Annotated in this window: 10 protein-coding genes; all 10 read left to right on the top strand. The window is 75.4% G+C overall.

Annotated features, from left to right (window positions below):
- Positions 1-295 precede the first annotated feature (295 nt).
- The 10 genes from FRADC12_RS10125 to FRADC12_RS10075 all read left to right on the top strand — a co-directional run bounded on the left by FRADC12_RS10125 (position 296) and on the right by FRADC12_RS10075 (position 13,900).
- On the top strand, positions 296-1,669 hold the full coding sequence (locus tag FRADC12_RS10125) for an NsdA family TPR-like regulatory protein (RefSeq protein ID WP_084010566.1): 1,374 nt from the start codon (positions 296-298) through the stop codon (positions 1,667-1,669).
- Between the two features lie 360 nt (positions 1,670-2,029).
- Positions 2,030-2,884 (top strand): hypothetical protein, encoded by an 855-nt coding sequence (locus FRADC12_RS10120; protein ID WP_045876465.1) that lies wholly within the window; start codon positions 2,030-2,032, stop codon positions 2,882-2,884.
- Positions 2,884-5,409, top strand: a complete 2,526-nt coding sequence (locus FRADC12_RS33005) for a TraG/TraD/VirD4 family protein (protein WP_232303713.1) — start codon at positions 2,884-2,886, stop codon at positions 5,407-5,409. The genes FRADC12_RS10120 and FRADC12_RS33005 overlap by 1 nt, the downstream gene beginning before the upstream one ends.
- A complete protein-coding gene (locus FRADC12_RS28250; protein WP_157488775.1) occupies positions 5,406-6,404 on the top strand; it encodes a hypothetical protein in 999 nt (332 codons plus the stop codon). Before FRADC12_RS33005 ends, FRADC12_RS28250 begins: the two co-directional genes overlap by 4 nt.
- A gap of 37 nt (positions 6,405-6,441) precedes the next feature.
- Positions 6,442-6,705 (top strand): hypothetical protein, encoded by a 264-nt coding sequence (locus FRADC12_RS10100; protein WP_045876464.1) that lies wholly within the window; start codon positions 6,442-6,444, stop codon positions 6,703-6,705.
- A complete protein-coding gene (locus FRADC12_RS28245; protein ID WP_052710798.1) occupies positions 6,702-8,492 on the top strand; it encodes a hypothetical protein in 1,791 nt (596 codons plus the stop codon). The genes FRADC12_RS10100 and FRADC12_RS28245 overlap by 4 nt, the downstream gene beginning before the upstream one ends.
- 22 nt (positions 8,493-8,514) lie before the next feature.
- Entirely contained in the window at positions 8,515-10,263 is a 1,749-nt protein-coding gene (locus FRADC12_RS10090) for a hypothetical protein (RefSeq protein ID WP_045876463.1), read from the top strand.
- Positions 10,264-10,316: 53 nt separating this feature from the next.
- The gene (locus FRADC12_RS10085) at positions 10,317-11,450 is read left to right on the top strand and encodes a hypothetical protein (protein WP_157488774.1); all 1,134 of its coding nucleotides are present in this window, start codon (positions 10,317-10,319) and stop codon (positions 11,448-11,450) included.
- An 18-nt stretch (positions 11,451-11,468) separates the two neighbouring features.
- The gene (locus tag FRADC12_RS10080; protein WP_157488773.1) at positions 11,469-12,014 is read left to right on the top strand and encodes a hypothetical protein; all 546 of its coding nucleotides are present in this window, start codon (positions 11,469-11,471) and stop codon (positions 12,012-12,014) included.
- On the top strand, positions 12,011-13,900 hold the full coding sequence (locus FRADC12_RS10075) for a hypothetical protein (protein WP_045876461.1): 1,890 nt from the start codon (positions 12,011-12,013) through the stop codon (positions 13,898-13,900). Before FRADC12_RS10080 ends, FRADC12_RS10075 begins: the two co-directional genes overlap by 4 nt.
- Positions 13,901-13,909: the final 9 nt, after the last annotated feature.

Genomic DNA, 13,909 nt, shown 5'->3' with positions numbered 1-13,909 from the left:
CGGAAGGCCCGGGTCGCGGGACGCCCTGCTGGGGGTCGCGGTCACGATCGCCGGGCAGGCCTAGCCGTTCCCAGTGCCTTGTCGGCGACGTCCTGTGGACAGGCCGGTGCCTTCACGGTGACGTGACGCCGCGGCTCGTCGGCGTGACTCTGGCGGTGACAGGTGACGCCGTTTGGAAGACGTCACGGACGTCCCGAGGTGGTGCGCCACGCCAGGGCGGCAGTGCCGTGACAGCGGGCAGACAGGTCCGGATCATGCGGGATGTCCGGTTCCACCTGCCTCTAGGAGGCGCCCCGTGTCCTCGGTCCCGATCGCCCGGACCCTGCTCGCCCAGCGGCTCGCCGAGAAGCACTGGACGGTCGAGGAGTTCGTCCGCCAGTTCAACCGAGCCGGCCGCCGCTCCGGCCCCGACCGCCGAGACCACGTGATCAGCCACCGGCAGGCCACCCGCTGGACCGCCGGGCGACTGGCGGCGCTCCCGCAGCCGGCGTCCTGCCGTGTCCTGGAGGCGATGTTCGACACCGACGTGGCAGCCCTCCTTGCGCCCCCGGGCGGACACGAGGCGGACGCGGCGAGTCATCCGGACGGGCTGATCTCAGCTGGTGGTGGGGGTGACGATGGGAAGGTCCCCCTCGACGAGGAGGTGAGTGCCGTGGACCGCCGCGACCTTCTGACCACCGGCCTGCTGTTCACGACGACCACCGCGCTCGGGCCGATTGACCAGGCCGTCCGGATTTCCCGCGCCATCGCCGCAGCCGCCCCTGACCCGCTGACGCTCGCCCAGCTCCAGCAGGACATCCATCAGCTCGCGGCCCGTTACGCCGTCACCCCCCATGCCGAGCTGGTCGCACCGGTCGAGCAGGGCTGGATGACGGCCGAAGCCCTCCTGGACACCCGCGTTGCCGGCCGGACGCGCACCGATCTCGAGCTCGTCGCCGGCCAGTGGGCGTTCTACCGGGGGCATCTGGCGTTCGACCTGGGTGAGGACCGGACGGCGTTGACGTTTCTGGTCCTCGCGGGCCAGCATGCTGACGCGGCGGGTGACAGCCTGCTGGCCGGCTCGGTCGCGGTCCTCCGGTCAGCGGTTGCGTTTTTCGCCGGCGAGTTCACCGCCGCTGCGACCATCGCCTGCAAGGCCCAGCCTGGTGCCCATCCGTACGTCGTGCCCACGCTGGCCAGCGCACTGGCGCGTGCACTCGCCCAGACTGGCGACGCCGAAGGAGCCCTCGACGCGCTGAGGACCATGCGTGAACACCTGTGGACCGGGGGGCAGCTTCCCGGTGCCGAACCTGGCGACGAGGAGACCTATGAGGCCTTCAGCGCGGTAACCCTCGGGTACCTCGGACGCGGGGAGGAATCCGAGGTGCATGCGCGTTCCTCGCTCACCCTGCTCGCGGGCGGCGGCCGTTACGTCCAGATCGCTGGCAGCCAGCTCGCGCTGGCCCGCGCGTTTCTCCGCCGTGAGAATCCCGATCCGGAACAGGCGGCCGCGGCACTGCGCGACGCCATCGGCACGGCGCGGGCCAGCGGTGACGGCCTGACCGTGAGCCGCGCGGCGGGTATTCACCGTCACCTTATAGCCCGCCGGGACTGGGCGCACCTGTCCGCTGTCCGGGACCTGTCCGCTGAGCTCCCGCGCTCGGTCAGGGCCTCGGCGACCGCTGTGTAACGCAGCGGCGTGAGGGTGTGGGCGGGGTGCCGTTGGGTGTCGTCGTGGACATGGTCGCGCGGGCCGTTCGTCAGACGCCGCGCGTGCCGATGCCGCGCCTGATCACGTGCTGGGTCTCTCGAACTCCGTCCGTTGGGCGCGCGATGCTCCCTTGCGCAGCGGGCCTCACGGACCGCTGACCTGCGACGGTGACCGTCGCGGTGTGGCTCCCCGTGCGCGGCCTGTGTTCGGCGCCCCCGGGGGCCGCCCCCAGGTGTGAAGGCAACGGTGACGTCGCGGGTGACCGGCGTTCGGCGAGGTCGGTGCTGGTGACGTTCGCCGTGTCGGTGCTGGTGTCGCTGGCCTGGACCGTGCGGTTCCATGGAGACGCAGAGCGGGCCGTGCCCCGGTCCGGACAGGTTCGTGCCGCGCACGGTGGTGCTGCGGCGTTGGCAGAGCGAGTGGGAGCGGTGGGCGGACTCGGCTGAGGCCGCCGCCGGTCTGGAGTGCTGGTCGCACGACTCGACGCTCGCCCCTCATGCCGCGTCGGTCAGCACGCTGCTGGCGGCGTGCGGCCGGGACACGGCGTTCCCGGTCGCCGCTGCGGACCGGGTGCTGGCCGCGCTGGTGGGTCGGGCGCGGGTGGGGGATCTGGCGGCGTCGCGGGTGGTGTTGGAGCGGCTCGCGCCGGCGTTGACCGGCCAGGCACGCCGGCGCTGCGGGAACGGCGGTGTGTCGTTCGGGGATGTGTTCGCCGAGCTGGTCGGCGCGGCGTGGATCGTGATCCGTTGCTATCCGCTGGAGCGGCGGCCGGTGAAGGTGGCCGCGAACCTGGTCCGGGACACGGTCGGTCTGGTGTTCGGCTACGTGCCGGTGGTGCAGGCGCGGACGGTCCCGGGCGGCCTCGCCCCTCAGCGCCGCGGCGCGGTCCGGACGGACGGCCAGGGCGCTGGTGACCGGCGCGTGGCGATGTCGGCCGCGGCCGGGCAGGTCGCGACCGGTGGGGCGGTGCCTGCGGCTTCGAGCCGGGGAGCGGAGCTGTTCGCGGTGCTGCTCGACGGCCGGGCGGCGGGGGTTCCGGTGGAGCGGCTGCGGGTGCTGGCCGAGCTGGGGATCGTCGGCCTTTCGCAGCGGGAGGTCGCCGCGCGGGCGGGCGTGTCCGAACGGGCGGTCCGGGCGCGGCGCGACGCCGCGGTCGGCGCGATGCGGGTCGCGTTGCTGCCCGCGGTGGCGTGATGGCCGGCCCGTCGCAGCCCGCCAGCGCGCTGAGCGTCGAGGGCCTGGTGCTGGCGGGCGCCGTGGCGACCGGGGCGTCGGCGGTCGCGGTGTGGGTGGGCGCGCAGCTGGGCGCGCTGGTCTTCGGTGGGCATCGTCTGCTGCCGGTCGGGGTGCGCGACGCGGCGCTGGCGTTGCCGGGGCTGGTGGCGCATCCGTCGCGGCCGCGGGACGCCTGGCCGGCGGCGGCCGCTGGCGGGCTGCCAGGGGCGGTGGGCTATTGGGCGGCGACGGTGCCGCCGCTGGCGTTCGCGGTCGCGGCCGTCGGGGTGCTGCTGGCGGTGACGGGCCGGCGGGTGGGGGTGGCGCGGCGGCGGCGGATGGGTCTGGACCCGGAGGCGCGGTTCGCGCGGCTGCGGGACCTTGCGCCGCTGCTGGTCGCCGGCCCGCGGCCGGGCCGGCTCGTGTTGGGCACGGTGCGGGCGGGCGGACGGTCGCGGCTGGTCGCGACGGAGGACGCCGCCCGGCCGTTGGACGCCGCGGTGCCGTGGGTGCTGCGTCGTGGCGCCCGCCGGCTGCAGTCGGACCGGGGCGCGGTGCTGGCGTTGGGCCCGACCCGGTGCGGGAAGACGGCGGCGCTCGCGGTCCCGGCGATTCTCGAGTGGCAGGGGCCGCTGGTCGCGGTGTCGGTGAAGACGGACCTGCTGGGCGCCACCGAGGCCCGCCGCCAGGCGGTCGGTGAGGTGCGGGTGTTCGACCCTGCTGGCGCGACCGGCCGGGACGAGGGCGCGGTGTGGTCGCCGCTGGCGGTGTCGGGCCGGCTGGCCGGGGCGCGGCGGGCGGCGCGGTCGGTCGCGGCCTCGACGGACTGGAACGCGGCCGGCTCGGGGGACATGGCGTTCTGGGCGTCCGCGGGGGAGGACCTCGTCGGTCTGCTGTTCTGGCTGGCCGCCCGCTCGGGCCTGGGCATGGACAGCGTCGTGGCCTGGGTGACCACGCAGGACAAGGACACCGTTCTCGCCCTGTCCGGCGTGTACGCGACGCACCTTGAACCGGCGGTCGCGGCGGAGGGACGGCAGGTCGACGCGGCGCTGCAGGCGGTGTGGCGGGCGGACAGCCGACAGCTGTCCTCGCTGTACCTGGTGGCCCGCCAGATGATCCGGCCCTGGCAGGAACCCGCTGTTCAGGCGAGCGCCTCTGGCGGGGTGTCGGTCGACCTCGACTGGCTGCTGGGCAGCACCCCGGCCGCGGCGGGGGTCGATCCGGTCGGTGCGGGGCCGAGCGGCGAGTGGCTTCCCGACCTGTCGCCGTACGACGTGACGCAGGCCGAGCCGAGTGCGGCCAGCGGATGGATTCCGGACCTTTCTGCTTACCCGCGGGCGGACCCTGGCCCTCACGGTGAGGCCACGTTCACCGAGGCCGATCGCGGCGCTCGGACGGACGGCCCGGCCGGCTCCAGTGGCCCCGAGCCGGCCGGCCAGGAGCCCGGCGGCGTGGCTTGGAATGCCGCGGGCTCGGGCCGGGGGAGTGGCACGTGGACGACCGGCTCGTCTGCGTACGGCTCGTCGGCCGGCTTGCCCGACGGCGCAGCGAGCGCGGGGCCGGCGGCTGCACGCCGAGCCGACCACCAGGCTGGCTCGCCCGAGCCGGCTGGTGGCGCGAGCCGCGTGGCCTGGCCCGCGAGCCGGTGGCACGAGCCAGGAACAGACGCCGAGGGCGGGCCGCCACGAGCCACACGGGAGCGCGCCGAGCCACGCCGGCGCCCGGCTCGGCGGGGCCGGTCTGGTCTGGCGGTGGCCCTGCCCGCGCCGGCTCGGGCGAACAGCCTGTACCTGTGCGCGGACCTGGATGACGCGGAACGGCTCGCGCCAGTACTCGGCGGGTTGGTCGACGAGCTGCTGCGCGACGTCTACGCCCGCGTCGGACGCACCGGGAAACCGTTGGACCCGCCGCTGCTGGTGGTGATCGACGAGGCGGGGAACTGGCCGATGCGCTCCCTGCCGGCGCGGATCTCGACCTGCGCGGGGATGGGTGTCGTCCTGCTGCTGCTTTACCAGTCGAAGGCCCAAATCGACGCGGCCTACGGGCCGAAGGCCGACATCGTGGTGTCGAACGCGCCGACGAAGGTGTTCTTTTCCGGCCTGTCCGACCGCTCGTCGCTGGACTACGCGGCGTCGCTGCTCGGCCAGGAGCATGTCGCCGCGCGCAGCGTGTCGGCGGACAGCAGCCCTGGCGGTGGCCGCGCCGGGACGTCGGAGGCGCCGACGCGTCTGGAGCTGCTGCCGGCGCCGCTGCTGCGCCAGGTCGCGCCGGGGGAGGCGCTGCTGGTCCATCGCACCCTGCCGCCTGCCCATCTGCGCGGCCGGTACTGGTTCCGGGACCCGGGCCTGCGGCGCCTGGCCAGCGGCGAGCCGCCGCGGGTCGGCTGGTGGAGCCGGGCGACCGCAGGCCTGCGCGGGGCCGGGTCCGGCTCGTTCGCGCCGCCGGCTCGGCTTCGAGCGCCGGCCTCGCCGGTCTCAGGTAGGTCCGGTAGGCGGTCGCGGTGAGTGGCGGGAAGACCGTGCCAGGCGGGCCGCCCGTGGGGCCGCCGCCCGCCGCGGCGGAGGTGGCGGGCCGGGCGTTGCGCCTCAGCCGCCTGGAGGTGCCGCCGTGGCCGCCGGGCCGGCCTGGTCTGGTGTCCTGCCGCCTGTCTGGCGGCGATCTGGTGGTGGACCTGCCGGTTCAGGTGCCGGTCGGCGGTTGGGCGCGGGTCGCGACGGTCCGCGCGGACACCCGTGCCGATGGGGGCTGGTCGCGGCGGGCGTGGCGGCCGGGCCCGGTCGGCTTCGGGCTGCCAGCGGGGACAGCGCTCGGTGACCTGGTCGCGGTCGCCGTCGAGCAGGCCTCTGTCTATCCCGCATCCAGCGACGAGCCCTCCCTGTCCGCCTCGCCAGACGGGCCGGACGCCGGCGTGCTGGTGGTGGCGGCGACCTGGTGTGGCTATGTGCATGCGGTCGAGCCGGGCGCGGTGGTGCTGCGCGGACCGTTCGAGGGTGTGCTGGCCGCGCACGGCGCGGCCCAGCAGGCGCTGGTCAGCCAGCGCCATCAGCCCCCTAGCCCAGACCCGGGCCCAGCACGGCGCCTGGCGGGGCGGGCTCGGCCGCCCGCGTCGGTCACCGTGACGATCGGCGGGCCCAGCGCGACCGTCGGCGACCCGGCGCATGGCTGGATGACCGTCCCGACGGTGCGGCTGCTCGCGGCGATGGCGATTCCCGCCGACCAGCTGCGGACGCTGCTGCGCCCCTCTCTCGGCCCACTGCCCGCGGGGACCGCCCAGGTGACGCTCGCGGCGCTGACGGCCATCCGCGCTCCCGACCGGCTTCCCGACATTCACCGGCCGCCCGGCACCCAACCGGCGGCCACCGGCTGGGTGCCCGACACCAGCTTCGCCGACCCGCCGGACCGCGCCGCGCTGCAGCCCGCTTGGCCAGCCGCCGCCGGCGGCGGCTGGGTGCCGGATCTTCCCGAACCCGGCCCCGACCTGGGCGGTGTCCTGCCGTGAACGCCGCTTTGACCCGCCCCAGCCGCCAGGAGTGGCTATGCGTACGCCGCTGACGCTCGCCGAGATCGAGCAGCTGCCGGCATCGGTCGACCTTCCGACCGCCGGCCGGGCGTTGAACATCGGCCGGACCCTCGCCTACACCCTCGCCCGCGCCGGGACCTTTCCGGTCCCGGTGCACCGCCACGGCCGGGCCTACCGCGTGTACACCGCCGACATCCTCGCCGCCCTGCGCCGTGACCGACCCGCCCAGCCCGCAGCGACCGAGCACAGCGCCGGCCCCACCGCAAGGAGGCCCCGATGAGCCAGCCACCGCCCGGGCGCGCAGCCACGACCAGGCGCACCGACCAGCGTGGAACGGCCGCCGACGGCGTCGAGATCGACGTCGCGGCGGGCCGCTGGACCCTGCGCGGCGCCTCGGAGGGCGACGACGGGTTCCGGTTCACCGCAGAGCTCACCGACCGGGGCGGCCGGCCGCTGTGGGCCGCGACCCGACCTGATCTGGCGACCTTGGAGGAAGCGCTGGGTTGGGCGGTTCCGATCGGTGTGCAGGACATGCTCAACGACGCCGCGTTGCGCGCCGTCCCTTCCCCGCCCGGCGATGGTGGCGGTCGGTATCCGCCGATCGAGGAGGCCGTCGGCGTATCCTCCTACCGGCCGGAGCGCGCCAGCGAGGTCCGCGTCCCCGACGAGCCGCCGGTCAGCTACGGCTCCCTGATCCACGCCGAACCCACGGCCCGCCGATGGCGGCCCGGCCCGGTCGAGCTCGACCTGTTCGGCCTGCAGAGCGACGACGGTGCGGCCGTGCTCTACCGGATGTCGGAGACCACCGTCCCCGGCCGGCCGCCGACCGTGGTCCTCACTGGCGTGGTGACCGGCCTGCCCACCCCGGAGTCGGTGCGCAGCGACGACGCGATCCACACCGTCGCTCGACATCTGGCGCTACGTGCTGTCGCTGACGACAGCCTGACCGGCCGCCAGCATGGCTTCCTGCACCGACACAGCCACCTGCTGGCTGCCGCCGCGCTCGACCCGCCCGATCATCCCTACCCGCGTGGCACCCGCATTGCCGTCCACGACGGCGACCCCACCCGCACCGCCACCGGCACGGTTCTCGCTGTTGTTGACGGCCCGACCGGCCCCGACTACCTGTGGCGACCCGACATCGCCGACCTGGCCGGACATCCCTGGCAGCACCACCCCACCTGGGCACTGCGCGCCGCAAACCACGACGCACAGGCCACCCTCGCCACCCCCGACACCGGCGTCGACGGGCCGCGTGGCGCGGTCATCCAAGCGACTGGCGCGCTGGTCACCCCGCTCGACGATCCCCGCTTCGCCACCGGCACTGTCCTGCGCGCGTTGCTCGACGCGGGCCCGGACCTGGCCTACGAAATCCAGCCGCTGGATGCCGCGCTGCCCCCGATCGTGCTCGACGCGCTCACCGTCGTGCCACTGCGCGCCGCGGCCTGGCCAACCCTGGATGACCTGCTCGCCGCGCGGACGGCCGCCGACCTCCCCGTCCTCGATGGTGAGGTACTCGCCACCCGCCATGAGTGGGCGATGGCCGCCGTCGTCGACGGCGAGACCCACCTCATCAAGGCTCCCGCGGGGATCGCGATGGCGCGAGCAGCGCCTGACCCGACCGACGACGCCACGCCCACCCCGGTCCCGGCCGGCCTGCACCGAACCGCCGGCCCCTCCCCGACCGCGTCCGGCCGGCACACCCCGACGTTGCGGCAGGACGGCGACGTGATCCAGGTCGATGACCCGACACACGGCCGCCTGGTCGTGAGCGCGACCGCGTTCCACACGGCGATGCGTTGTCCCGGCGCCGAGCTGACCGCGATGCTGGCCCGCCGCCCCTGGCTACCGACCGGCGAAGGCCGGCCGCTGTTCGTCGTCGCCGCCCTGGCCGCCCAACACGCCGCCGACGACCGCGGCCTCCTCACCCCTGCACCGACGCCTGGCACCGCCCCGAACAGCCCGCGGACGGCCGGCCCTGACAGCCCCGCGCCGCCACAGCCGAACCCGGCCGGCGCGCCCGCCATACCGCCGGAGAACCATCCGCCGTTCGACCCCGGCCTGTGACCGTGCCCCGAGGAGGCGCTCGATGATCGCGATGACCGTGGGCGGCACCCCCGGAGACACGCCCGCCGGACCCGGCGACCCGCCACCAACCACAAGCAGGCTGTGGGCGGACGCGGCACGGTTCCCGGTCTGTGTGCAGGTTCGGGCCGGCTGGTGGCGGTTGCGATCCGAGAACAGACCCGGCCACATCCGGCCTTGGCTCGTCGCGGAACTGGTCAGCGGCGAACCGGGTCCGGCCCTGCCCCCGATCCTCACCGCCGAGGCATCGTCGGTCTGGCAGCTGGAGGAACGGCTCGGCTGGGCGCTGCCGCCCGCCGGTCACGACGCGCTGCTGACCGGCGCAACCAGACCGGTGACGCCCGGCGAACCGGCGCCGGCCCCGCCGCCGGACGCGATTGACCAGGCGCAGTATCGGCCCTGGCGGGGGAGCCTCGTCCTGCTGGCCGGACGGACACCCGCGACGTACGGCCGGCTGATCCATGACAGCCCGCCCGCGCGGCGCTGGTCGCACGCCGACCTGCACGTCGACGTCGTCGACCTGGCGTGGTCGCCCGTCCCCACGGGCGGGCGCCCGAGGCTGGCCTACCGGCTCACCCAGCAGGGGAAGGTGCTGTTCGCCGGCGACGACGCACCCTGGGCCCACGGCCAGCGGCCCGACTCCACAGAAGCCGTGCGCGCCGTCCTCGCCACCATCCTCGCCCGGCCTACCGCCGCCGACGATCGGCTGACCGACCGCCAACGGCACCTGTTTGCCGCGCACGGCACGACACTGGCCACCGCCGCCCGCCCGGCCCATCACCCCTACCTGCGGGGCACCCGGGTCACCGTCGCCGAGCCGGGTGTCGCCCGCCCGGTGACCGGCACGGTTGTGACGATCGCCGCCGCCCCGGCCGGCGCCTTGCTCTACCGGTGGCGGCCTGACGTCGCCGACCTGCCCGGCCACCCCTGGCGCGACCACCCCGGCTGGACGCTGGAAACACCCCGCGATCAAGTCACAGCGACCCTCGACACCCCCGACCTGCGCACCACCAACCCCGACGGCCAACCCGCGTTCCTGGCAACCGGCGCCCAGGTCACCGCGATCGACGACCCGCGGTTCAGCGTCGCGACGGTCCTGCGCGCCTACGCCGGCGACGGCCCGACCCCGCGCTACGAGATCCAGCCCCACGACAGCGGCGGTGGGCCGATCGACATCGCCGCCCACGAGGTCGCCGGCCAGGCCGGCACCGCCTGGGCCAGCCTGGACGACCTGCTGCTGGCCCGCGCCGCCGGCGACCTGCCGATCCGCCCCTTCGAGGTCCTCACCGCGCTGCGCGACTGCGGGATCGTCACCGACAGCCCACACGGCCCCCGCCTGCACACCCGCTACCCGCTCGCCGACGCCGGCACCGCGCTGGACCCCGACGGGCGGGCAACCCCCGTCGAGCTCCCCGTACCGGCCGCCGACACGCGACCGCTGGCCACCCTGTCCGCCGCTGGCGGCTTGTTCCGGCTCAACGACCCCACCCACGGCCCGATCACCGTCCCGCAAACCCGTCTGATCGCCGCGCTGCATGCCGACCCGGACCAGGTCGCCGCCCTGCTCGCGCGCCGGCCCTGGCTACCCGCCGGACCGCATCCCCGGATCGTCGCCGCGGCGCTGGCCGCCCTGCACGCCCCCGACGGCCTCCAGACCCTCACCGCCAGCGCCCCACCAGCCGGCGCCGACGGCCCGGCCGCCCGCGACGGCCCCCCACCCGGCCCAGATCCGACGGACTGGGGGCTGCCGTGACCGACCCGCCGCCCCCGTCGTCGCCGCGCGTCCCGAACTCCACGGCGCGCCCCGTGGCACCCACGCCTCCATGGCCGGCGACGGCGGACGGCGCGGGGTTGTTCTCCTGCCGGCTGCACCCCGCCGGCATCCTGCTCGACCCGCCCGTCGCCGCACCCCGCGGCGCACAGCTGATGATCAACACCTTCTGGCCCGAACCCGCGAGCCCCGACGGCTGGGCCCGCCGCGGCTGGCAGCGCGGTCCCGACGGCCGTGGCTTCCTCGTCCCGCCGGTCACCGACCTCGGCGACACGATCGCGCTGACCGCCTACCGCCAGGTCACACCCGCCGCCGCCGACAGCGGGCTGCGCGGTTTCGTCCGCCGCCAGGCGGTCGCCGCATCCACCCCTCCGGTACGGACCGTGTTCCTCGGGACCTGGTTCGGCTACCTGCACGCGATCGAACGCGACGCCCTCGTCCTGCACGGCCCTTTCGACAACGCAACCGCCGCCCACAGCGCCGCCCAACAAGGCCTCCTGCGCCGCCTGCGCCCACCGGCACCACCCACCGGCGGCCAGCTCCCCGTCCACCCCGGCCAACCACCCGCCGCCGTCTCCCTGTCCATCGACGGCCCGACCGCGACCGTCGGCGACCCGGCCCACGGCTGGCTCGCCGTCCCCGCTGACCAACTCCTCGCCGCCATGGCCCTGCCCACCACTGACCTGCACCAGCTGCTGCGACACCACCACCCCGCCCTGGCCGCCGACACCGCCCAGGTCACCCTCGCCGCGCTCGCCGCCCGCGATCTACCCCACCAGCTGCCCGACATCTTGACCCGGCCGACCGCCCACCGCGACGCCGTCGACCCAGCCAGCGATCTCACCGACATCACCGACCAACCCGAGCAGCCCGACCCCCCAGACCCCGCCGCGGCCGCCGATCCCCTCAGCCCTGCCGACGACGTGCCCGGCCCGCAGCAGCCCGTCGGCACGGCGCCAGCCGCCCCGGCCACGCCCCAGGACAGCGCCGTCTCGGTCGACACGGCCGCTGGATCAGGTCCACGCCCAGGCGCTGGCGGCGATGCGCCTGGCCACCCGGTGGACAGTGCCCCACCCCCGTCGATGACGGCCGACGAGCACGACGGCCCCACGACCGCCCCGGCCGCGCCCACCGCCCCACCTGATGACCTCGACCTTTCCGGTCCCTGATCCCGCCAGGTAGGAGCCATGTCCACGCGCACCAACCCCGCCAGCCCGCCACCCGCAACAGACCTGCCTGCTCCCGCCTGGGACCTGAGCGCCCTCAGCCACCCTTCGATCGTCGCGTTGTCCGGCCGCGACGAGAGGGCAACGCTCGCCTGCCGCGCGCTGGACGCCCAGCACCGCGGCGACCCGGCCGCGCCCGCCCTCATCCGCCAGCTCGCCGAGACCGGAGTCGTCGCGGTCCGCGACGGCCGGCGCACCTACCTGTGCCGCGAAACCGTCACCAGCTGGGTCCTACTTCCGACCCGGCACCGCCTCACCACCCGCGGCCTAGCCAACGCCGCCGACCGCCGCGCCCGGCGGCTCGCTGATCTGCGACACCGCGCGGGCCTCAGCCCGGCGAAGCGTCCCACAGCCGGCGGGCCGCACGCCGACGAGCCCACCCCGGGCGGCGACCCCGACCCGGAACCAGCCCCGCCCCGGGCGACCCCGACGGCATGTCCGAACCGCGACCCCACAGGTCCCGAGTCACTGGCAGGTCGACTCAGCTCCCGGTACCGGCGCCCATGACCAGCCCACCGGACGACGAGGCCACACCGGGCGACAATCCCCCAACCAGCGCCAAGGGCCAAACCTCGATCGAGGCCGGCAGAAGCATCGTCGTGGTCGAGGTTCCAGCCGGGTCGTGGCGGCTCTACCCGACCGCCGAACCGGACGGCTCGGGCCGCGGTTTCGTCGCCGAACTCACGGCGACACGGGAAGGCGACCAGACCGGGCCGCGCCAGGTGCTGTGGTGGGCGCGCCGAGCGACGCTGTGGCGACTGGAGGAGGCCTGCGGCTGGCCGATCCCACTGCGCGTGCAGCGACTCCTGCTCACCCTCCCAGCCCACCCGAACCCCCGCGACCCTCGACTCGACCGGTACGGACCCGACACGACGCCCACCGGACGGCCCACAGCGCAGTCGCCCGGCCGCCAGGACGCGACGAGCGCGCCGCCCCCAACCCCACAGCTCGGCGACGACGTCATCAGCGCGCCGCCGGGGCGGCCCTGGCGGGCTAGCCGGGTACGCGTCGATGACGGGCCGGGGATCAGCTACGGCCGGCTACGAGCCGACGACCGCCCCGCACATCAGTGGTGCCACGGCGACCTGCACGCCGAGATCCTCGACCTGCCCCCAAATGTGACAACGATTGGAGCGCTCACGCTGTGGCGGATTCGCGACCGTGACGGCGTCGTCTACGCCGGCCCGGACATCCTCGGCCGCACCGAAGGCGCCCTCAGCGGCGACGAACTGATCCGCGCCGTCCTCCACACCCCCGCCATCCTGCACCGCGCCGCGGCCACCCGCACCCGCCGTCAACACGACTTCCTCACCCGCCACCGCGACACTCTCATCGCGGCGGCCACCTTCGCGGAACACCCCTACCCACCCGGCACCCGCGTCCGCCTCACCGCCGCCCCGGCTGTCGCCGGAACCGTGCTCGGCAGCCGGACCGGCACCGACGGCCGCCGCCGCTATCTATGGCGCCCCGACACCGCCGACCTCCCCGGCCACCCGTGGCAACACCACCCGACCTGGACCCTCGAAACCCCCCGCCTGCACCTCATCCCCACCCTCACCACCACCGCATCCGACGGGCAGCACGGCCCGTCGCCGATCCTCGCGACCGGCGCCGTCATCGCCACCATCGAGGACCCTCGCTTCGCCACCGGCACCGTCCTGCGCGCCCACGCCAACCACCGCGGCGAACTCACCTACGAAATCCAGCCCCACGACGCACCCCTCCACCCCGTGATGCTCGCCGCCGACGCCGTCGTGCCCCTGCGCCCGTCCGCCTGGCCCAGCGTCGCCGACCTCCTCGACGCCCGCCGCGCCGCCGCGCTGCCCCTGCGATCGGGCGAGCTCCTCACCAGCACCCACGACCAGGCGACCACCACTGACAGCGGCGCTCCACACCCGAACATCCCACCCGCGCAGGCGAACACCACCCCCGATCCGACCCGCGGCGCTCACCCCGTCGACATCCAGGCGCTCGGACTCAACCCGAAGGCCGCCGCTCGGCCACCGGCCGTCCGAACAGCACCGCCCGCGACCGGCAACCCGGACCGCCCCGGCCCCGAGCCGGCCCACGGCGACTTGCCCTCACCAGCGCGACCGGTCGACAAACCGCCCGCCACGGTCGCCGTCCACGACCCGGTTTACGGCCACCTCGCCGTGCGCGCCGCCGACTACGAGGCCGCGCTGCGCCTCGGCGCCGACCGGCTGACGGAACTCCTCACGCGCCGCCGCTGGCTGCCGTCCCGCCAGCAGCCGCTGGAGATCACCGCGGTCCTCGCCGTCATTCACGCACCCGGCGACGTCCTGGGATCACACCTGCACGACCCATCTCCGCCCGCCCCCAGCTCCGAAAGCCCGGCCGCCGCACCGACCCCACCGTCCTGGGACGGCCCCTGACCTGGAAGG

Source organism: Pseudofrankia sp. DC12, assembly GCF_000966285.1.
Lineage (GTDB): Bacteria > Actinomycetota > Actinomycetes > Frankiales > Frankiaceae > Pseudofrankia.
This window is presented reverse-complemented; position numbering and strand designations above follow the sequence as displayed.